Consider the following 19,619-nt stretch of genomic DNA (forward strand, 5'->3'; position numbering starts at 1 on the left):
TGCCGCGGGTGGCTCATTTTGTGATCATGGGATGCGGGAGGGTAGGGGTCAGTCTCGCGCACACACTGGACGAATCCGGCCACTCGGTCGCGATCATCGACCAGGACGACCGCGCCTTCCGCCGGCTGCGCGCCGGCTTCGGCGGGCGCAAGGTCACCGGGGTCGGGTTCGACCGGGACACCCTGATGTCCGCGGAGATCGAGGGCGCCTACGCCTTCGCCGCCGTGTCCAGCGGCGACAACTCCAACATCCTGGCCACCCGCGTGGCGCGGGAGACCTTCCACGTGCCGCACGTCGTCGCCCGCATCTACGACCCGGGACGCGCGGAGATCTACCAGCGGCTCGGGATCCCCACGGTCGCCGCCGTCCGCTGGAGCGCCGACCAGGTGCTGCGGCGCATCCTGCCCGAGCAGGCGATCAACGGGGACTTCCGCGAGACCTCCGGGAGGCTCATCCTCGCGGAGCTGGTCCTGAGCACCGCATGGCTCGGCAGGTCGCTGCGCTCCATCGAGGCGGCCAGCGGCGTGCGCATCGCATATCTCACCCGCTTCGGCGAAGGCATCCTGCCCACCTCGGAGACGAGCTACCAGCAGGGGGACATCCTGCACGCCATGATGCAGACGACGGCGACCGACGAGATCGGCCGGATCCTCGCCGCCGCACCGAAGGAGGAGATCCAGTGAGGGTCGTCATCGCGGGAGCGGGCAGCGTCGGCTCGTCGATCGCCCGGGAGCTGCTCGGCAACAAGCACGAGATCCTGCTCATCGACGAGAAGCCCGAGGCCATCGGGCGCAGCGGCCTCAAGGGTGCCAAGTGGCTCATCGGTGATGCGTGCGAGCTGACGACCCTCAAGGACGCGCACCTGGAGGAGGCCGACGTCGTCGTCTCGGCGACCGGCGACGACAAGGTCAATCTGGTGGTCTCCCTGCTCGCCAAGAGCGAGTTCGGGGTGGGCCGCACGGTGGGCCGGGTCAACAATCCCAAGAACGACTGGATGTTCGACGACTCCTGGGGCGTGGACGTGGCGGTCAACACCCCGCGGCTCATGACGGCGCTCGTGGAGGAGGCCGTGGAGATCGGCGACCTGGTGCGCCTGCTGACGCTGCAGACCGGTGTCTCGTCCATCGTGGAGTTCACGGTCCCGCAGGACTCCCCCCTCGTGGGCGGCACCATCGGCGCGGTCACGCTGCCGGAGGACTGCGCCGTCGTGGCTGTCCTGCGGGACGACTCGCCCTTCAGTCCCAGTGCCGACGACGTCATCGAGGCCGGGGACGAGATCTTCTTCCTGGCCGCCATCGCCGTGGAGGACGAACTGCGCGTGGCCCTGGCGGCCCGCACCGACGGGGACTAGACCGGATCGTCGGTACGCGGGGCGAGGGGGCCCTGGTCGTCGGCGTCGGTCGGCGCCGGGGTCGGCGGCCGGGAGACCAGCCAGGCCAGCCACAGCCCGAGGGCGTAGAGCGGCAGTCCCATGGCCACGCGTGAGGACCCGAGGGCCGTCACGTTGTCGGCGAGATAGAGCGGCACCTGCACCGCGAGGCGCAGCGCGAGCACGGAGACGATGATCCAGGTCGCGACGGCGTAGGCGCGCACGCGCACCGGATCCTTGCGCCAGTCGATGCCCTCGTTGCGGATGAAACCGAAGAGCAGCCCGGCGAAGGGCCAGCGGACGAGCACCGAGATCGCCATCGCGACGATGTAGGCGCCGTTGATGAAGAAGCCCGGCAGGAAGAAGTCCGTGGCGTTGCCGGTCCGCTGCGCCACGAAGGCGCAGAAGGCGACCCCGACGAGTCCGGCGACCGCCTGGGTGAGGGGCTTCCGCGCCACGAGGCGGAGGGCGGTGAAGACCGCGGAGAGGACCAGCGCCGCGACGAGCGAGACGGTCAGGTCGCGGGTGACGGTGAACACGAGCGTGAACACGAGCCCGGGGACGATGCTCTCGGCGAGGCCCTGGACCCCGCCGATGGAGGAGAGCACGTCGATCTGGCCGGAGTCGTGCCGGCGGACCCCGGATCTGGCCGCGTACTGGGAGGCGACGTCGGCTGCCGTCGGTCCCGCCTGCTCGGCGGCCCGTCCCCCCGCGTCGACGCGTCCCCCGTCGCGAGGCGGGGACGGCGGGGCCGCCCGGGTGTCCCGGTCGGGGGGATCGGGGGCCGCACCTGGCTCGCCGGTCGGGTGGGTCATGTCAGTTCTCCTCGGGTCGGCCGATGATCTCGTAGCGGGGGTTGTACACGGTGGGGGTACCGGCGACCCGGCTCAGCATCCCCTCGAAGCGCAGCGCCGCACCGGCCTGGATGCCGGGGACCCGCCGCTGGCCCATCCAGATGATGCGCACGCTCTCCCCCGCGCCGATCCGGCCGTCCCGGTCGAGCCGCGCGTGGACGGCGAACGACGGCGTCGCCGACGCCGGGGCGATGGTCACCCGCTCGATGACCCCCCGCGCCCTGATCCTGCCGCGCTCGGGCAGCGGGACCCAGGATCCCCGGAGCTCGGCCGCAGGGACGCCGGGAGCGTCGTCGGGGGTGTGCAGGCGGGCGGTCACGGTGCCCTAGCGGGTCTCGGTGATCTCGGGACCGCGCTCGAGCGGGTTCGGGAGGTCCCGGGCGGGCGCCGGACCCGCTGCAGGCGGCGCTTCGGCCGCGCTGGTCGGCAGTCTCAGCTGCAGCAGTTCGCGGGGCGGCAGCGGCTGATCCCCGCGGACGACGACGACGCTGCGGAAGAGCTGTTCCACCGGCGCCGCTGCCTCACGCTGCAGCGCAGCCGGGCCGCCCAGCACACCCCGCAGGAACCAGCGGGGTCCGTTGACGCCCACGAACCGCGCCAGGCGGACACCGGCCTGGCCGTCGGGCGTCTGCGCGGGGACCTTCGCCAGCAGTTCCGTACCGAGGACGCCGGGCCGTTCCTCCACAGTGCCGCCCTGGGAACCCACCGAGGCGCCGATCTGCCCCCGTATCTCGTCCCACAGACCCTCGGTCTTCGGAGCGGCGAAGGCCTGCAGCTGCAGCGTGGACCCGCCGAGATCCAGGGTGACGGCGATGACCCGCTTGCTGCGCTCCTCGACCTCGAGCCGCAGCTGGAGCCCCTCGGCCGCATTGATCCGCAGTGCACCGAGGTCGATGTAGCCGGACTCCGTGTCCTGCTCCGAGGCGTCGAAGGGTCCGAGGGTGGCCCGGTCGTACTCGGCGCTCGAGACGTGTGCCGGCGGAGCGGAGGCAGCGGCGGTCACCTCGTCGGTCATGGTGTCGGTCATGGTGTCGGTCACCGCGTCGGGGGTCGGGCCGGCATCTTCGGTCGAGCCCGCATCCGTCGTCGAGCCCGCATCCGTGGTCGAGCCGGCGTCGGGCGTGGGGTCGGCGTCCCCGGTCTTCCCTTCGGCCGGGCCGGTATCGGTGATGTCCGACGGGGTCTGCGCGGCCTCCGTCGACGCCCTCCGGTCGGTGGAATCGGTGGAGTCGTCCTGCTTCTTCTTCCTGGAGCGGCCAAAAGCCATGTACGGGGTCCTTCCTGGTTGATCGGATGAGGTCTTCGGTGGGGTGGTCGCGAGGCGGGGTCAGGGGCGGGGGGTCACTCAGCCGCCGAAGCCGCCCGTGGATCCGAAACCGGCGTCGCCACGGGCGCTGGCGGGCAACCGGTCCACCGTCGTGAACACCGCGTGCTCCACGCGCTGGATGACCAGCTGGGCGATGCGGTCGCCCCGGCGCAGGCTCACCGCCTCCGTGGGATCGGTGTTCAGCAGGCAGACCATGATCTCACCCCGGTACCCGGCGTCCACCGTGCCCGGCGCGTTGACGATCGTGACGCCGTGCCGCGCCGCGAGGCCCGATCTCGGGTGGACCAGGCCCACGTAGCCGGACGGCAGGGCGAGGGCGACACCCGTGGGGACGAGCTCTCGCCGGCCCGGTGCGAGCACCAGGTTGACGGCGGTGCGCAGGTCTGCCCCCGCATCGCCCTCCGTCGCGTACGCGGGAGGTTCGAGGCCGTCGTCGAGCATCCTGACCTGGACCGGGAGGCCCTGCTGTATACCCATTGAACGCTTCTCCAACGCAACCCGTCCGGTGACCCAGCCCCCCACTTTAGCGCCTCCACCCGGGTGCGGCCCGACCCCGGGCCAAAGAGTGGAATGCTGGAGTCATGTCCAGCGCGCCGAGGGAAGTACCTCCGAACACACCAGACCGGACCGTCCTCTACGACGAGCGCCTGTGGCCCTCCTTCTGGGTCTGGGTCATCGCGGCGGGCTTCTCCGCCGCCACGATCGTGATGTTCGCACCCATCTCGATGCTCGTCGGGTACTCGGTCGCCGTAGTGGTCGCAGCGGTGGTCTTCACGCTCCTCATCCTCTCCACGCCGCGGATCACCGTCACGCCCGGGACCCTCAGCGTGGGCCGCGCCACGATCGAGCGCAAGTACCTCGGAGAGGTGTCCTGGTACGCCGGGGAGGATGCCACCTTCCAGCGCGGACGCGGGCTGAACGGGCTGGCGTACCTGTGCATCAGGGGGTGGATCTCGCCGGTCGTCCGGGTGGAGGTCGTCGACCCGGAGGACCGCACCCCGTACTGGCTCACCTCGTCGCGGCGACCCGAGCGCCTCGCCGCGGCCCTGGCCGACTGAGCCGGCCAGGAGTCAGCCCTCGCAGTCGACGCAGTAGGGCGCACCGTGGCGGTGCACCGCGATCTGGGACCGATGGCGCACGAGGAAGCAGGACGCACAGGTGAATTCGTCAGCCTGGGCCGGCAGGATCTCCACGGAGATCTCCTCGGTGGCCGGATCGGCCCCCGGTAGGTCGAAGGCGTCGGCCGCCCGTACCTCGTCGTCGTCGATCACCTGCTGCGGCGTGTGGTCCGTCGCCATCCGTGTGCCTGCCTTCCCTCGTCCCCGACCCGCCCGATCCTGCAGGACCCGGGTCCACTCGGCTGCCATAACGCAGGGAACCCATAACGCAGGGAACCGCGGATTTGTGCCCGCCAGGGCCCGGTCCGGCCCGCCACGCCTCGGGGTGTAGTAGGAATGAGTGCGATTCAGTGGCACAGTTTCTCCTAGTGATCACTGTCGGCTGGAGGATTTGATGCAGGAGCTACGCCTGGTGGGTGTCCATGAGGATGGCCACCACCTGCTGTTGAGCAGCGAACAGGGCGTGTCGTTCCGGCTGCCCATCGACGATGAGCTGCGCCGGGCGAGCGAACCCTCCGCCGACCGCCAGCCACCCGCGGCGCGGCCCCTCCCCGAGAAGCCGCGCACCCGACCCGCCCGGCCGACCGTCCAGCTCACTCCCCGTGACATCCAGGCACGGATCCGTTCCGGCGCCTCCGCCGAGCAGGTCGCCGAGGAGTCGGGGCTCGACCTGGCGCACGTGCAGCGCTACGAGGGACCGGTCAGGGCGGAGCGCGACTACGTGGCGTACCTCGCCCAGCGTGTCGAGGTGGCCACGCCGCTGCCCAGCCACGACGGCTACCGTTCGGCCTTCGGGGACGATCCCGCGCTGCTCGGGGACATGGTGGCCTTCCGTCTCCAGGAGTTCGGCGTGGACCCGTCGGAGCTCGAGTGGGACTCCTGGCGCCGACCGGACGGGTCCTGGCACGTCGAGGCGGTCTTCGAGCTGCCCGACGATTCCGCGGTGGACCTGGGAGAACAGCCTCCCGCCCGGTGGAGCTACAACCCCACGCGCAAGACGGTCACGAACGCCAACCGGTGGGCGCAGGTCCTGAGCGAGCTCGAGCCCCTCGACGGCCCGCTGCCCGCGCGGCGGCTGAGTGCCGTGGCAGACCACGTGTTCGACTTCGAGGCGGACGGCCCCACGGATGCGACGATGTCCTCCGACGCCGACCAGGACGGACTCCTGGATGTGCTCCGCTCGCGCCGCGGTCAGCGACTGGGAGCCGACGAGGAGGGCGACGACGCCCTCGCGGAGCTCCTGACGCGGGGCAGCATCCCTGCCGCCCACCCTCGCGACGCGGACGACGGCGACGACGTCGTGGCTCCCGGCCTGAGCCTCGCCCCGGCGCCCCCCGGCCAGGACGACGCGGATCCGGAGGACGGCCTCAACGAGGACGGGACGCCGAAACTGTACGACGGCGTCAGCACCGAGACGCGGGAGATCAGCATCTTCGCGCACCCGGCACGGCGGTCACAGCCCGCCATGCCGGCACAGCCCCACACACCAGTACAGCAAGCTCAAGCAGAGCAAGCACCCGGGCAGCAGGCACCCGGGCAGCAGGGCGCCGACGAGCAGGACCGCGGCACCGCACAGCAGGAACCCGCGGCCGGCGAGGGCGCCGGTCGGCAGGCCAGGGACGCGCGGAAGGGCTCGGCGAAGGGTCAGGGCAAGGACCAGGGCAAGGCTGCGAGCAGGGACGGTATCGAGCCCGCCGGGGACCGCCGACCGAAGCCCAAGCGCTCGAGCGTCCCCAGCTGGGACGACATCGTCTTCGGGCGCAAGGGCGACTGACGAACCGCACCCGAGGCCCTGCACGGCGTCGCCGCTGGGAGGGTGAGGTGCGGAGAATCAGAGCTGCAGGCCCGGACCTCAGTGGTCCAGCAGGCTGAGTACCGGATCCCCCGGCCGCACCGGCGATCCCGCATCGAACGGGAGCGGGATCTCGTTCGAGGCCAGCGAGGGCGAGACTCCTGATGTCTGGCGTCGCATGTGGTGCCGGCGGCAGAGGGTCTCGTAGCCGATCACCGGCTCGCCGGGCTCCGCTGCCACCGGTGCCGCGTCGACGTCTCCCACCACCATCTGGTCCCCCTCGACCACCATGACGCCGTCCACGGTGCGTGCGTTGTGCGTGGCGCGCCGGCCGCACCAGCACAGGGCCTCCACCTGCAGGACCTGCACGCGGTCGGCGAGCTCGATGAGGCGCTGCGATCCGGGGAAGAGCCTGGTGCGGAAATCCGAGGTGATCCCGAAGCAGAAGGCGTCGATGCCCATCTCGTCGACGACGCGCGCGAGCTGGTCGATCTGGTGCGTCGTGTAGAACTGCGCCTCGTCGCACACCACGTAGTCGATGCGGGCGCCCCTGGTCTGCCGGTCCGCCAGCTCGCCCCAGAAGTCGGTGTCCGGGAGCACCTCGACGGCGGGGACGCGCAGCCCGAGGCGGCTCGAGATGATCGAGTCCCCGCCGCGGTCGTGCGAGCTGAAGAGCACGCCGCGCCGCCCGCGGGCCTTGTGGTTGTGGTCCATCTGGAGGGCCAGCGTGGACTTGCCGCAGTCCATGGTGCCCGAGAAGAACAGCAGTTCAGCCACGAGCGGCGCTCCTCCGGCGTGCCCGGGGCGGACGGACCTCGGGCGTCGGGAGGCGCAGCAGGGGGATGTCCCGCTCGCTCCGCGTCAGGGAGCCGTGCTGGCCGATCATCTCGAACGCCGCCGGCTCGCTGCGCCGCCCGTCGAAGAGGGCGATGTCCTCCCTCGCCAGGACCAGCAGGTCCCCGATGCGCGGCAGTACGGTCTCGCTCACGGTGCCGAAGTAGCCCTGCTGCACGGCCTCGTCGCGGGTGAGGAGCCACGCGCGTGAGCCGAAGGCAGCGTCCCAGCGCTCCCTCAGCGCGGCACGCGCACGGTCGTCGAGATCGGGCTCGAGGTAGAGATGGAGCATGCGGGGCTCGCCACCGGTGTGGGCCACGCCCTCGACGAGCCCGGCGTGCTGCGAGTAGTCGATGCGTCGGGACGCCGGGACGTCCACCATGCCGTGATCGGCGGTCAGCAGCAGCAGGGTGTCCGGCGGGACCCTCCGGGCGAGGAGCTTCAGCGCGCCGTCGAGATCCTCGAGGGCACGCAGCCATTCCGCGGAGGCGGCGCCGTGCCGGTGTCCGGCCTTGTCGAGGTCGTTGACGTAGAAGTACAGGAGCCCGGTCGGGGTGGCGGCGAGGCGCTCGGCCGCCGCGTCGACACGCGCGTGGATGGTGTTCGCCCCGACGAACTGCCCGCCGCGCAGGGCGGCCCTGGTCATCGGGGAGTCCGCGAACCGCGGCTGGCTCACGGTGGTGACGGGCAGGTGCTCCGCCGCGGTCTCGAAGACGGTGGCGTGCGGCTGCCAGACGAGCGGGTCGACACCGGCGTCCCAGCGTCCCAGCATGTTCACCACGCGGGACTGCCCGGGATCGAGCACGTCGTAGCCCACCAGTCCGTGCCGGCCCGGTGGGAGGCCGGTGCCCAGACTGGCCAGCGACGCCGCGGTCGTCGAGGGGAACGCGGCCGAGAGCCTGAGCGCCGCATCGAGCCCGGAGCGCAGGAACGGGGCGTGGGCGGCGTGCTTCCGCAGCAGCCCCAGCCCCAGGCCGTCCACCATGACGACGGCCGCCCGGCGCGCGCGGGGCAGCCCCAGCGCGTTCTCGAACCCGGGGACGTCCAGCGCGGCGGCCGCGCTGGTCATCACCTCGGCCACGGTGGAGGCGCCGTACGCGGGCGCTGCCGGAAGAGGCTCCCGATGCAGGAAGGTCACGCGGCTCTACCGCTGGTGGGTCCGGTTGGACCGTCCGCCGAACCCGTGCTGACGGCGGGCGGACGCCTCCGGCCCGGCCGCGTAACCACCGGAGACGGGGCTGGCCGTGTTGACCTTCCGCAGCGCCCGGGCGAACGCCTTGGCGTTCTGCACGGCCTGCGCGCCGTCGGCCTCGGCGCTGACCCGCAGGACGATGTCCTCCTGGGCCACGGTGCCGGTGTAGCCGTGATCCGCCTCGCACTGGGGATCCCCGCAGCCGGCCGGCCCGAGATCGAGCCGCTGGCCGCCGGACCAGGCGATGGCCAGGGTCATCTCCCTGACCTGGTCGCTGGGCTTGTAGTCCTGCGGCTGGGCGTAGAGATAGCTGAGCACCACGGACCGGATCTGGCTGACGGGGACGGACTCGGTGGAGATCTGGGCCATCACCTGCTCGCCGCTCTCGTCGAGCTCCTGGTCGTCCACGTGGGTGATGACGAGCATGTCCTCGGTGAGCACGAGCACGGTGATGTGCCGGTGCACCTCGGTCCGCTCGAAGTGCGTCTCGAGGTGCGCCACGTGGGACAGCGGCTCGCGTCCGTCGAGCGCGTCGTGCACGACGTCGGCCACCAGGCGCGGGTAGAAGCCCGCACGTTCGAGGGACGCGTCGAGGTCGCGCCGCTGGGCGGAGAGCGATGGGGTCATGTGCCCCAGTTTCCCCCACGGGACGCCCCTGTGCCTAACCGTGGTCCTCGGGCAGGTCCGCTCAGTCCCGCATCGCCCGGCGTGCGCTGTCGGTGCGGCGCCGGGGATTCCCGACGTCGATCGCCGCGTTCAGGACGCACAGCCCGGATGTCGCCGCGAGCACCGGGGTGAGGTCGATCCGCGCGATCTCGGGGTGGTTGTCCTTGAGCAGGGCCACGCGCGCGAGGAGGTCCTCGAGGGCCGCGACATCCGCCGGCGGCAGGCCCTGGTAGCCGAAGAGCTTGCGGGAGGCTCCCGGCGCCCGCACCAGGTCGGCGACGTCGCCGGTGCTCAGGGGAGGCACGGCATGCGCCCAGTCGTCCAGCAGGTTGACGGCGTCGCCGGCGAGGCCGAAGGACACCACGGGTCCCATGAGCGGGTCCTCGATCGCCTGGATGCTGCAGGCCTGCCCCGAGGGCGCCATGGACTGGACCTCCATGCCGAAACTGCCGAAGGGCGCCAGGACCCGCTCCATCTGGGTGATGTTCTCCCTCAGCGACTGCGCGTCGTCGATACTGAGGCGGACCCCGCCCAGATCGAGCCGGTGCCGCAGGTGCTCGTCCATCGTCTTCAGGGCCACGGGCCAGCCCAGGCGCGCCGCGGCCTCGACGGCCTCGTCCGCGGAGGAGAACCGCGCGGACGGCAGCAGCCCGATGCCGTAGGACCCCAGCAGCGCACCGCACTCCTCGGCGGAGAGGTGCGTGAGTTCGACGTCCGCCACGCGGGTGCGGACCCGGCCCAGCAGACGCGAGGCCTCCTCGGCGTCGACACCGTCGGGGTCCACGAACTCCCCGTGGTCGCGTGTGCGCCACCGCGAGTACCGCACCACCGCCCCGAGCGCGGCGAGGGCCGCACCCGGGCTCGGGAAGCACGGCAGCCCGCGCTGCAGCGGCAGCGCCGCGGCCTCCTCCGGCTGCTCCTGCGCGGCGTCCGCCTCCAGCCGGATGGACGACGGCGCCGCGGCCACGAGCCCGTCCAGCTGGAGTGCTGCGTCGAGGATGCCCGTGAAGGAGCCGATCACGGGCTTGCCGGCGTCCTCGGAACACTGCTGCAGGCACGCGGCGATCGACTCGGCGGTCAGCCCGCGGGCCGGGAGCGTGGTGACGATCGCCGCGTGGACCCGGTCGTCCTCCAGTGCTCCGGCCACCGCGGCGGCCAGGACGGGCAGGGCCACGGAGCGGCCGGTGTCGAGCTGCAGCGAGCTCTCGACCAGCGCCACCGTCATGCCCTGCGCCACGACGGCGTCCGAGACCACCTTGCCGAGGGCCGACGAGTTGCTGAAGACCGCCACCCCGGAGCCGCGCGGCAGCGGCTGGCTCGCCACGATCTGCGCGATGTCCATCAGCTGCTCGGTGGTCTCGACCCGCATCACACCCGACTGCCGGAGCATCGCGTCGAGGGCACCCGGGGGCGCCTGCGAGGTGCGCACGGCGTGGCCGGGGGGCAGCTGGAGTCCCGTGACGTCCGACTTGGCGACGATCACGGGTTTGGACCGGGCGAGGCGCCGGGCGATCCGCGAGAACTTGCGCGGATTGCCGATCGATTCGAAGTAGAGTCCCACGGCGCGCGTGGTGGGATCGTCCTCCCAGAACTGCATGGCGTCGTTCCCGGAGACATCGGCGCGGTTGCCGGCCGAGATCACCGAGGAGACCCCGAGACCGCGCCGGTGGGCGCTGGCGTACAGGAGCACCCCGAGACCGGCGGACTGGCTGAACAGGGACAGCGCACCCCGCTCGGGCAGCCCGGGTGCCATCGAGGCGTTGAGCCGGATCGAAGGGTCCGTGTTGACCAGCCCCAGGGACGCCGGTCCCACCACGCGCATGCCGTGGGCCCTGGCGCGCCGGACGAGCGCGCGCTGGCGCACCAGGCCGTCGTCGTCGTCGGCGTACCCGGCCGTCGCGATGAGCAGTCCCTTGACCCCGGCGCGGGCGCAGTCGTCGACCACCGTGTCGACCAGTTCGTGCGGCACGGCGATGACGGCCAGATCCACGGGCTCCGGGACCTCGCCGATCGTGGCGTGGGAGACGATGCCGTTCAGTTCGAAGGCCTCCGGGTTGACCGCGAACACGCGGCCGGTGAAGCCGCCGTCGAGCAGGTGCTCCAGCAGCGCCTGGCCCACGCTCCCCCGCTCCCGGCTCGCGCCGATGACAGCGACCGAGGACGGCGTCAGCAGCTCGGCCATGCTGCGCGCCTCGGCGCGGTGCTCGCGCGCCTCCATCACGGCCCGCGACCTGCGGGTGGGGTCGATGTCGAAGCCGAGCATGACGACGCCGTCGTCGAAGTGGCGGTTGACCTCGTAGCCGGCCTCGGCGAAGACGGTGATCATCTTCCGGTTCTCGGGGAGCACCTCGGCGGAGAAGCGCCGGATCCCGTTCTCCCGCGCCGCGGCGGCGAGATGCTCGAGGAGGATGGAGCCGAGTCCGCGCCCCTGGTAGGAGTCGGAGACGTTGAAGGCCACCTCGGCCTCGAGCGGGTCGTCGAGCCTGTCGTAGCGGCCGATGCCGACGATCTCGGCGCCCCGGGTGATGACGAACGCCACCCGGTCGCGGTGGTCCACCTCGGTGAACCGCTTGAGCTCCCTGGCGCTGAGCTTGGCCTTGTAGGTGAAGAATCTGAGATAGATGGAATTCTGCGACTGGCGGATGTGGAAGGCCTGCACGGCGTCCGCGTCCGCCGGGGAGATGGGCCTCAGATGGGCGGTCCCGCCGTCGCGGAGGATGACATCGGCCTCCCAGTAGGAGGGGTATTGTCCGTCCGTCACCATAGACTCAGGGTAGTCGGCCTCCCCCGATCGCGCGTCGCATCGCGTGCAGGGCCGTCCGCGGCGCGCGGATGCAGGCCCACGCCACCCTTTCGTCAACGAGTTGCTGAGGAACCGCCACGCATATGGCCAGGCGCCAGAAGTCCGCACCGCCGGAGGACTACACCGAGAAGATCATCGACATCGACGTCGAGACCGAGATGGAGGAGTCCTTCCTCGAGTACGCGTACTCGGTGATCTACTCCCGGGCACTGCCCGACGCCCGGGACGGCCTCAAGCCGGTGCAGCGGCGCATCCTCTACATGATGACCGACATGGGGCTGCGTCCGGACCGCGGCCACGTGAAATCGGCGCGCGTGGTGGGCGAGGTGATGGGCAAGCTCCACCCGCACGGGGACACCGCCATCTACGACGCCATGGTGCGCATGGCCCAGGACTTCTCGCTGCGGCTGCCGCTGATCGACGGTCACGGCAACTTCGGCTCGCTCGACGACGGCCCGGCGGCGGCCCGGTACACCGAGGCACGCCTCGCCGCACCGGCCCTGAGCATGACGGACCATCTCGACGAGGACGTCGTCGACTTCGTCCCGAACTACGACAACCAGCTCACCCAGCCCGAGGTGCTGCCGGCGGCCTTCCCGAATCTGCTCGTGAACGGGGCCAGCGGGATCGCCGTCGGCATGGCCACCAACATGGCACCCCACAACCTCGGCGAGATCGTGGCGGCGGCCCGCCACCTGATCGAGCACCCGGAGGCCCCGCTCGAGGACCTGATGCGGATCGTGCCGGGACCGGACCTGCCCAGCGGCGGGAGGATCGTGGGGCTCGGCGGGATCCGCGACGCGTACGCGACCGGCCGGGGTTCCTTCAGGACCCGCGCCACCGTGGCCGTGGAGCAGCTCTCCGCCCGCCGCACCGGCCTCGTGGTCACCGAACTGCCCTATACCGTGGGGCCGGAGAAGGTGATCGAGAAGATCAAGGATGCCGTCACCGCGAAGAAGCTGCAGGGTGTCTCGGACATCGTGGACCTCTCGGACCGGACGCACGGTCTGCGGCTGGTGATCGAGCTGAAGAACGGCTTCAACCCCCACGCCGTCCTGGACCAGCTCTACCGGTTCACGCCCATGGAGGACTCCTTCGGCATCAACAACGTGGCGCTGGTGGACGGCCAGCCCCGGACTCTGGGGCTCGTGGAGCTGCTGCAGGTCTATCTCACGCACCGGATCCTGGTGGTACGGCGTCGGACGTCGTACCGGCTGCGGCGCAGGCGTGACCGGCTGCACCTCGTCGAGGGCCTGCTCATCGCGATCGTCGACATCGACGAGGTCATCCAGATCATCCGGTCCTCGGACGAGTCCTCCGCCGCTCGGGCGCGGCTCCGGGCCGTCTACGATCTCTCCGAGGTGCAGGCCGACTACATCCTGGAACTGCGCCTGCGCCAACTCACCAAGTACTCGCGCATCGAGCTGGAGAAGGAGCAGCAGCAGCTGCTCCGCGAGATCGCGGAGCTGGAGGCCGTCCTGGGCTCGGAGGACCGACTGCGCGCGGTGGTCTCCGACGAACTCGGCGGACTGTCCGCGAAGTTCGCCACCCCGCGTCGCACTGTCCTGCTGGAGTCGGAGGCCTCCGCACCGGTGCGCGACCAGCTCCCGGTCGCCGGCAGGGCGTCGAAAGCCGTCCTGCCGCTCGAGGTGCCGGACGATCCGTGCTGGGTACTGCTCTCGGCGTCCGGGCAGCTCGCGCGCACTGCGGACCGCGCACCGTTCGGCGACGGGCAGCGCGTCAAGCACGACGCCCTCACCTCCGTGCTCGCCTCGACCGCACGCGGTGAGGTGGGTGCGGTGACCTCCGCCGGACGGATGATCCGCCTGCAGGTGGTGGACATGCCCGCGCTCCCGCCGACCTCCGGGACGCCGAACCTGGCGGGCGGTGTCCCCTCCCGCGAGTTCGTCACCCTCGAGCGGGGCGAGCGCCTCGTCGGACTGGCCGCGCTGGACTCCGTCCTCGCACTCGGCACGGCCCTGGGCGTGGTCAAGCGGGTGCAGCCCGAGTACCCGCTGAACCGGGACGACTGGGAGGTCATCGCCCTGAAGCCGAAGGACTCGGTGGTGGGAATCGCTACCGCAGCCGACGAGGACGAGCTGGTCTTCGTGACGCGACTCGCGCAGCTCCTCCGCTTCCCGGCGGGTGCCGTGCGGGCGCAGGGCCGCCTGGCCGGCGGGATGACGGGGATCAAGCTGTCGGCGGAGGACACCGTGCTGCACTTCGGGGCGATCTCGGCCGGGGACGACCAGGCGGTGGTGGTCACCGTGACCGGAACGGGGGCCGCCGACACTCCCGGTGCCTCCGGCTCGGCGAAGGTGACCGACCTCGGTGAGTTCCCGCTCAAGGGTCGGGCCACCGCCGGGGTGCGGGCCCACCGCTTCCTGCGCGGTGAGGACGCGCTGTCCCTCGCCTGGGCGGGCCACGGGCCCGCCAGGGCCGCGTCGGCGAACGGTGTTGCCCGCGCCCTGCCGACCGAGCACGGGCGGCGCGACGGCTCGGGTGTCCCCCTCACGCAGCGGATCGACGCCGTGGGTCCCGCCCTGCTCGGACTCGTCGGATCGGGCAGTGTCGGTTCGGGCAGTGTCGGTTCGGGCAGTGCCGGCGATAGCAGTGTCCAGGACGCCGGCGCCGCCTCCGAGGCGGACCTGCAGGAGGACGGTCAGGGCTTCCTGCTGTAGTCCGGTCCGGCGCGCGTCGGCGTCGACCCGGCACGACGGGCGACAGCCGTGGTGCTGACTCCGCCTGCTCTCAGCCGCCCACCGTCAGCGGGAGATCGAACACGATCGAGCGCTGTGTCGGACGGTAGCCCATGCGCTCGTAGAGCCCGAGGGCACCCGAGGGATTCTCCGTGTCCACGCCGAGACCGGCGTTCTCCATGCCCGCCGAGCGGTACCGCCTCATCGCCTCGGTCAGCAGGGCCTCCGCCAGCCCCCGACCGCGCCAGGCGCGGCGCACGCCGAGCAGATCCGTGTAGCCCTCGGTGCGGCCGAGGAGCTCGCTGGACTGAGGATCGAAGCTCGCCAGCTGATAGGCCACGACCTCGTTCTTCTCGGGATCCAGCAGCGCCAGGCTCCAGTCGCTGCGGAACTCCGGGTGGCCGATGGTGAACTGCCACGACTCCCGGTCGCGGGGCTCGCTGCCCCAGTGGTCCCGGAACGCGTCGTTGTGGGCGAGCCTCACGAGTTCGGGGATGTCCTTCCCGGCCCCGTCGGCGAAGCTCACGAGGTCGAGTTCGGGCGGGAAGACCGGCTCGGGCAGCGGCTGGTCCAGCGCCCTGGTCATCTCGGTGAAGTACCGCACGATCTCGCTGCCGGTCGCCTCCAGCAGGGCCAGGTGGGACGGGTTGCGCTCCTCGACGTAGTTCCGCAGGGTCCCCACCACCTGGTCGGTCTCGCGGAGGCGTTCACGTGCACGCCAGGTCTGCCACGTGAACACCGCCCTCCCGAGGCCATGCCGACGCCAGGCCGGGTCCACGCCACCGGCACCGTGCACGAGGGTCGATCCCGGGTTCATGGAGACGCGTCCGACGGCGCGCGGCACGCCGTCGGCGTCGAATCCGGCCATGGTGTCCCGGCGGGCATCGTTCTTGGAGGCGCGCAGCACCTCCTCGAGATCGGCCCGCTGCTCCACCCAGTCCGGCTCGTCCGCGGCGGCGATCCGCCGGGTCAGGGCGAGCCAGGCATCGGTGTCCGCGTGCGTGAGCGGACGCCATCGGAGGAGGGGAGGAAGATCTGGTGCAGGTGCGCCGGGAGCGCTGCGCGGACTGCTCGTGAAGGGGTCGGACGTACTCATGGATCCAGCGTATGACAGCGTCTGCGGCGTCGGCCCGGCTGGTGCTCGGCGGCGGGCGTGGCGTTCCCGTCCACAAGACTTCTACATCGAGTAGAACCGGATGCCGCCAGGCTGTAGATTGAGACTCTCGGGTCCCGCTGCGGGCCCGGACCACGGAGCGATCGAAGGAAGAACATGGCAACGCTCGGAGACCTCGAACGCACGGTGATGGACCTGCTGTGGGCGACCACGGACTCGACCACGGCGAACGAACTGCGGGACGCGATCGCCGAGGTGCCTGCGCCGGAGACGGGCCGCGAACTCGCGGTGACCACGGTGCTCACCGTCCTGTCACGACTGGAGAAGAAGGGCCTCGTCGAGCGTGAGCGCAACATACGCCCGCACCGCTACAGGGCCGTGACCAGCCGCGAGGACCACACGGCGGAACTCATGCACGAGGTGCTCGTCACCGCGCCCGACCGCGACGCCGTCCTCGCCCGGTTCATCGGAAGCGTCTCGGAGGCGGAAGCCCAGACGCTGCGTACCCTGCTCGGCGGCAGCTGACCCCTCCGTGTTCTGGGCCTCCTACCTGCTCGCGGCCCTCGCGATCGTCCTCGCCTGGCCGGCGCCCATCGCGCTCTCCCGGGCCGCATGGACGGCGCGGGCTCCCTTCACCGCCATGGTGCTGTGGCAGTCCATAGCCCTGGCCGGTGGCCTGTCGATGATCGGGGCCCTGCTGGTGTGGGGGCTCGAGCCCCTCGGGGACAACCTGGTCGCGGCGTCGGCGGGCTTCCTCGAGCTCCTGCTCACCGACGCCTCCGCGCGGACGCTGGGCGTGGTGCACGTCTTCGCCGTCAGTGCCGCCGTCCTCCTGTTCGCCCACCTGGTGTTCACCCTGGTGCTGACCTTCGTGCGCATCCGGCGCCAGCGCTCCCGGCACCGGGACATGCTGACCCTGCTCAGTTCCCCGTCCACCGAGCAGCCCGCCACCGTGGTGATCAGCCACCCGGCGCCCGTGGCCTACTGCCTCCCGGGCGGGGCGCACTCGGTGACCGTCATGTCGGACGGCCTCATGGACCTGCTGACCCAGGCCGAGCTCGATGCCGTCCTCACCCATGAGAACGCCCACCTCCACCAGCGTCACCATCTCCTGCTGTGGGCCTTCGCCGCCTGGAGATCCGCACTGCCGTGGCTGCCCACCTCGCAGCTCGCCCAGCGTGCCGTCAGCGAGCTGATCGAGATGCTCGCCGACGACGAGGCCCTCCGGCGGGTGGATCGGGCCACGCTGGTGCGGGCCATCGTGATCGTGGGCTCCGGCGAGGTGCACCCGGACCGGGACGAACTCGGCTCCACCGCTGCCGACCGGCCCCACGCCGCGACGGCGGATCCGGCGAGGTCGACCCTCGGGGACGGGTCCACGGCACACCGGGTGCGACGGCTCCTCGCACCGCTGCCTCCCCTGCGCCGACTCCAGCAGACGGCCGCCCTGTCCGCGGCCGGTCTCCTCCTCGTGGTGCCACCGGTGCTCCTGGTGATGCCGGAAATGCTGGGCTGAGCTTCCTCCCCCTCCGCTCAGGCGTCGATCCGCTCGCGGTCGAGGGTCGAGGCGCCCGCCACGATGAAGTCCTTGCGCGGAGCCACGTCACTGCCCATCAGCAGGCCGAAGACCCGCTCGGCCGAGGCCGCCTCCTGGATGCGCACCCGCCGCAGGGTCCTGTGCCGCGGATCCATGGTCGTCTCCGCGAGCTGGTCCGCGTCCATCTCCCCCAGCCCCTTGTAGCGCTGGATCGGCGACTTGTAACGCCGGCCCTGCTCCTCCATCGCGGCCAGGAGCCGGGTCAGCTCCGCCTCCGAGTAGGTGTAGATCATCTCGTTGGCCTTCGATCCACCGTTGATCACCTCGACACGGTGCAGGGGTGGGACCGCCGCGTACACGCGGCCGGCCTCGACGAGGGGACGCATGTACCGGAAGAAGAGGGTCAGCAGGAGCGTCCGGATGTGCGCACCGTCCACATCGGCGTCGGTCATGAGGATCACCTTGCCGTAGCGGCGGGCGTCCAGCTGGAAGCTGCGGCCGGAGCCGGCACCGATGACCTGGATGAGGGCGGCGCACTCGGCATTCGAGAGCATGTCCCCCACCGAGGCCTTCTGCACGTTCAGGATCTTGCCGCGGATGGGCAGCAGCGCCTGGTAGTCGGAGGACCGCGCGTTCTTGGCCGTCCCGAGGGCGCTGTCGCCCTCCACGATGAAGAGTTCGGAGCGCTCCGGATCGTCGATGCGGCAGTCCGCGAGCTTCGCCGGCATCGTCGAGGTCTCGAGGGCGTTCTTGCGGCGCTGGGTCTCCTTGTGCACGCGCGCCGAGATGCGGGACTTCATCTCCGCGACGACCTTCTCCAGCAAAATGCTCGCCTGGGCCTTGTCGTTGCGCGCCGAGGAGGACAGCTGCGCCTGCAGCTGCTTCTCTACCACCTTCGTGACGATGGCCCTGACGGCGGAGGTCCCCAGGATCTCCTTGGTCTGGCCCTCGAACTGCGGCTCCGCGAGACGCACGGTGAGCACGGCCGTCAGGCCGGCGAAGACGTCGTCCTTCTCGATCTTGTCGCTGCCGGCCTTGAGCTTCCGTGCATTCTCGCCGATGACCTTGCGGAACGTCCTGAGCAGGGCCTGCTCGAACCCGCTCTGGTGCGTGCCGCCCTTGGGGGTGGCGATGATGTTGACGTAGCTGCGCAGTGTCGTCTCGTAGCCGATGCCCCAGCGCAGGGCGATGTCCACCTCGCAGTCCCGCTCCACCTCGGCCATCCTGCTGTGTCCGCTCGCGTCAAGGACCGGCACGGACTCCGTGAAGCGTCCCGAGCCGTGGAGGCGCCAGACGTCGGTGATCGCCGTGTCGGGGGCCAGGAACTCGGCGTACTCGGAGATGCCGCCGTCGTGCTGGAACACCTCCTCCACCGGGCCCGCCTCGCCCGGGGTTCCGGGCAGCCTGCGTTCGTCGCGCAGGGTGATGCGCAGTCCCGGGACGAGGAACGAGGTCTGCCGCGCCCGGGTCTGCAGTTCCTCGTAGGAGAACCGCGCGTCGGGGGTGAAGATCTGGCGGTCGGCCCAGTACCTCAGCCGCGTCCCGGTCACGCCGCGCTTGGCGGTCCCGACGACCTCGAGCCGGGAGTCGTCGACGAAGGGGTCGAACGGGGCCTCGGGCGAGACCACCCTGCCGTCCCTGAAGATGCCCGGCTCGCCACGCCGGAAGGACATGGCGTAGGTCTTGCTCCCGCGATCGACGAAGACGTCGAGCCGGGAGGAGAGCGCGTTGACGACGCTGGCGCCGACACCGTGGAGGCCGCCCGACGCCGTGTAGGAGCCGCCGCCGAACTTGCCGCCGGCATGGAGCTTGGTGAAGACCACCTCGACGCCGCTCAGGCCCGTCCTGGGTTCGATGTCCACCGGGATCCCCCGACCGTCGTCGTGGATCTCGACGGAGCCGTCCCCGTGGAGGATCACGGCGATGTTCTGGCCGTAGCCCGCCAGCGCCTCGTCCACGGAGTTGTCGATGATCTCCCAGAGGCAGTGCATCAGCCCGCGCGAGTCCGTGGAGCCGATGTACATCCCGGGCCGCTTGCGGACCGCCTCGAGGCCCTCCAGGACCGACAGGTGCCGGGCCGTGTAGTCCGAGGTGGGGGGTGTCATCAGTAGCTCCTTGACGGAAGACTCGCACGATCCGGGCAGGTGCCCGGCGGGTGCTGGTGGTCGCCCCAGTCTACGGCCCGGCTCCGACCACGCCGGGCCACGCTCCGTGGTGCGCCGTGCCGGTGGCTCGCGGACCTAGCGCTCGTACGCCCCGAGCGAAAGGGGTCCAAGCCTGGGATGAAGTGGTGACGAATGATGGTTATATGAGT

Annotated in this window: 17 protein-coding genes and 1 pseudogene; 7 read left to right on the plus strand and 11 right to left on the minus strand. The window is 71.2% G+C overall.

The features are described from left to right. Nucleotides 1-8: 8 nt before the first annotated feature. Nucleotides 9-683: a TrkA family potassium uptake protein gene (locus Q0747_RS06580; RefSeq protein WP_298252811.1), complete on the plus strand. Its 675-nt coding sequence runs from the start codon at nucleotides 9-11 to the stop codon at nucleotides 681-683. Then, nucleotides 680-1,351 (plus strand): TrkA family potassium uptake protein, encoded by a 672-nt coding sequence (locus Q0747_RS06585; protein ID WP_298252813.1) that lies wholly within the window; start codon nucleotides 680-682, stop codon nucleotides 1,349-1,351. Before Q0747_RS06580 ends, Q0747_RS06585 begins: the two co-directional genes overlap by 4 nt. Here Q0747_RS06585 and Q0747_RS06590 read toward each other — a convergent pair. The 4 genes from Q0747_RS06590 to dut form a co-directional block, all read right to left on the minus strand. Next, nucleotides 1,348-2,184, minus strand: coding sequence for a DUF3159 domain-containing protein (locus tag Q0747_RS06590; RefSeq protein ID WP_298252815.1), 837 nt, complete (start codon nucleotides 2,182-2,184; stop codon nucleotides 1,348-1,350). The two genes, Q0747_RS06585 and Q0747_RS06590, sit on opposite strands and share 4 nt — an antisense overlap. A gap of 1 nt (nucleotide 2,185) precedes the next feature. Next, nucleotides 2,186-2,542, minus strand: coding sequence for a hypothetical protein (locus tag Q0747_RS06595; RefSeq protein WP_298252817.1), 357 nt, complete (start codon nucleotides 2,540-2,542; stop codon nucleotides 2,186-2,188). Between the two features lie 6 nt (nucleotides 2,543-2,548). After that, nucleotides 2,549-3,490, minus strand: a complete 942-nt coding sequence (locus Q0747_RS13905; protein ID WP_367277681.1) for a DUF3710 domain-containing protein — start codon at nucleotides 3,488-3,490, stop codon at nucleotides 2,549-2,551. Between the two features lie 78 nt (nucleotides 3,491-3,568). Continuing rightward, complete coding sequence (gene dut / locus Q0747_RS06605) at nucleotides 3,569-4,027, minus strand: dUTP diphosphatase (RefSeq protein WP_298252819.1); 459 nt, start codon at nucleotides 4,025-4,027, stop codon at nucleotides 3,569-3,571. A gap of 104 nt (nucleotides 4,028-4,131) precedes the next feature. On the opposite strand from dut, the gene Q0747_RS06610 reads away from it, so the two are divergent. Beyond that, on the plus strand, nucleotides 4,132-4,608 hold the full coding sequence (locus Q0747_RS06610) for a DUF3093 domain-containing protein (protein WP_298252821.1): 477 nt from the start codon (nucleotides 4,132-4,134) through the stop codon (nucleotides 4,606-4,608). 12 nt (nucleotides 4,609-4,620) lie between these two features. Here Q0747_RS06610 and Q0747_RS06615 read toward each other — a convergent pair. Continuing rightward, nucleotides 4,621-4,821 (minus strand): annotated as a pseudogene (locus tag Q0747_RS06615) (DUF4193 family protein); the annotation flags it as partial. Between the two features lie 241 nt (nucleotides 4,822-5,062). On the opposite strand from Q0747_RS06615, the gene sepH reads away from it, so the two are divergent. Beyond that, nucleotides 5,063-6,442: a septation protein SepH gene (gene sepH / locus Q0747_RS06620; protein ID WP_298252823.1), complete on the plus strand. Its 1,380-nt coding sequence runs from the start codon at nucleotides 5,063-5,065 to the stop codon at nucleotides 6,440-6,442. Between the two features lie 78 nt (nucleotides 6,443-6,520). Here the strand turns inward: sepH and Q0747_RS06625 are convergent, their stop codons facing one another. From Q0747_RS06625 to Q0747_RS06640, 4 genes are all read right to left on the minus strand, one after another. Beyond that, on the minus strand, nucleotides 6,521-7,237 hold the full coding sequence (locus tag Q0747_RS06625) for a thymidine kinase (protein WP_298252825.1): 717 nt from the start codon (nucleotides 7,235-7,237) through the stop codon (nucleotides 6,521-6,523). Beyond that, nucleotides 7,230-8,363, minus strand: coding sequence for an alkaline phosphatase family protein (locus Q0747_RS06630; RefSeq protein WP_298253065.1), 1,134 nt, complete (start codon nucleotides 8,361-8,363; stop codon nucleotides 7,230-7,232). Before Q0747_RS06630 ends, Q0747_RS06625 begins: the two co-directional genes overlap by 8 nt. Before the next feature lie 75 nt (nucleotides 8,364-8,438). Next, nucleotides 8,439-9,113, minus strand: coding sequence for a DUF5998 family protein (locus Q0747_RS06635; protein ID WP_298252827.1), 675 nt, complete (start codon nucleotides 9,111-9,113; stop codon nucleotides 8,439-8,441). 61 nt (nucleotides 9,114-9,174) lie between these two features. Further along, nucleotides 9,175-11,916: a bifunctional GNAT family N-acetyltransferase/acetate--CoA ligase family protein gene (locus Q0747_RS06640; RefSeq protein WP_298252830.1), complete on the minus strand. Its 2,742-nt coding sequence runs from the start codon at nucleotides 11,914-11,916 to the stop codon at nucleotides 9,175-9,177. 122 nt (nucleotides 11,917-12,038) lie between these two features. On the opposite strand from Q0747_RS06640, the gene Q0747_RS06645 reads away from it, so the two are divergent. Further along, nucleotides 12,039-14,636, plus strand: a complete 2,598-nt coding sequence (locus tag Q0747_RS06645; RefSeq protein WP_298252832.1) for a DNA topoisomerase (ATP-hydrolyzing) subunit A — start codon at nucleotides 12,039-12,041, stop codon at nucleotides 14,634-14,636. Between the two features lie 70 nt (nucleotides 14,637-14,706). On the opposite strand, the gene Q0747_RS06650 is transcribed toward Q0747_RS06645, so the two are convergent. Next, the gene (locus Q0747_RS06650) at nucleotides 14,707-15,750 is read right to left on the minus strand and encodes a GNAT family N-acetyltransferase (RefSeq protein ID WP_298252834.1); all 1,044 of its coding nucleotides are present in this window, start codon (nucleotides 15,748-15,750) and stop codon (nucleotides 14,707-14,709) included. A 174-nt stretch (nucleotides 15,751-15,924) separates the two neighbouring features. Here Q0747_RS06650 and Q0747_RS06655 point away from each other — a divergent pair, with 174 nt between their 5' ends. Both Q0747_RS06655 and Q0747_RS06660 read left to right on the plus strand, forming a co-directional pair. Next, a complete protein-coding gene (locus Q0747_RS06655; protein WP_298252836.1) occupies nucleotides 15,925-16,293 on the plus strand; it encodes a BlaI/MecI/CopY family transcriptional regulator in 369 nt (122 codons plus the stop codon). A gap of 7 nt (nucleotides 16,294-16,300) precedes the next feature. Next, the gene (locus tag Q0747_RS06660) at nucleotides 16,301-17,284 is read left to right on the plus strand and encodes a M56 family metallopeptidase (RefSeq protein WP_298252838.1); all 984 of its coding nucleotides are present in this window, start codon (nucleotides 16,301-16,303) and stop codon (nucleotides 17,282-17,284) included. 17 nt (nucleotides 17,285-17,301) lie between these two features. Here Q0747_RS06660 and Q0747_RS06665 read toward each other — a convergent pair whose 3' ends face one another. Next, a complete protein-coding gene (locus Q0747_RS06665; RefSeq protein WP_298252840.1) occupies nucleotides 17,302-19,410 on the minus strand; it encodes a type IIA DNA topoisomerase subunit B in 2,109 nt (702 codons plus the stop codon). Nucleotides 19,411-19,619 lie beyond the last annotated feature (209 nt).

The organism is uncultured Arthrobacter sp., assembly GCF_947493765.1.
GTDB lineage: Bacteria > Actinomycetota > Actinomycetes > Actinomycetales > Micrococcaceae > Arthrobacter_D.

What these genes read in the sequence shown, in the direction of transcription:
- Q0747_RS06590 (WP_298252815.1), bottom strand. Translation starts at nt 2,184, where the DNA reads ATGACCCACCCGACCGGCGAGCCAGGTGCGGCCCCCGATCCCCCCGAC.
- Q0747_RS13905 (WP_367277681.1), bottom strand. Translation starts at nt 3,490, where the DNA reads ATGGCTTTTGGCCGCTCCAGGAAGAAGAAGCAGGACGACTCCACCGAT.
- dut (WP_298252819.1), bottom strand. Translation starts at nt 4,027, where the DNA reads ATGGGTATACAGCAGGGCCTCCCGGTCCAGGTCAGGATGCTCGACGAC.
- Q0747_RS06610 (WP_298252821.1), top strand. Translation starts at nt 4,132, where the DNA reads ATGTCCAGCGCGCCGAGGGAAGTACCTCCGAACACACCAGACCGGACC.
- sepH (WP_298252823.1), top strand. Translation starts at nt 5,063, where the DNA reads ATGCAGGAGCTACGCCTGGTGGGTGTCCATGAGGATGGCCACCACCTG.
- Q0747_RS06630 (WP_298253065.1), bottom strand. Translation starts at nt 8,363, where the DNA reads ATGACCAGCGCGGCCGCCGCGCTGGACGTCCCCGGGTTCGAGAACGCG.
- Q0747_RS06635 (WP_298252827.1), bottom strand. Translation starts at nt 9,113, where the DNA reads ATGACCCCATCGCTCTCCGCCCAGCGGCGCGACCTCGACGCGTCCCTC.
- Q0747_RS06640 (WP_298252830.1), bottom strand. Translation starts at nt 11,916, where the DNA reads ATGGTGACGGACGGACAATACCCCTCCTACTGGGAGGCCGATGTCATC.
- Q0747_RS06645 (WP_298252832.1), top strand. Translation starts at nt 12,039, where the DNA reads ATGGCCAGGCGCCAGAAGTCCGCACCGCCGGAGGACTACACCGAGAAG.
- Q0747_RS06650 (WP_298252834.1), bottom strand. Translation starts at nt 15,750, where the DNA reads ATGAGTACGTCCGACCCCTTCACGAGCAGTCCGCGCAGCGCTCCCGGC.
- Q0747_RS06655 (WP_298252836.1), top strand. Translation starts at nt 15,925, where the DNA reads ATGGCAACGCTCGGAGACCTCGAACGCACGGTGATGGACCTGCTGTGG.
- Q0747_RS06665 (WP_298252840.1), bottom strand. Translation starts at nt 19,410, where the DNA reads ATGACACCCCCCACCTCGGACTACACGGCCCGGCACCTGTCGGTCCTG.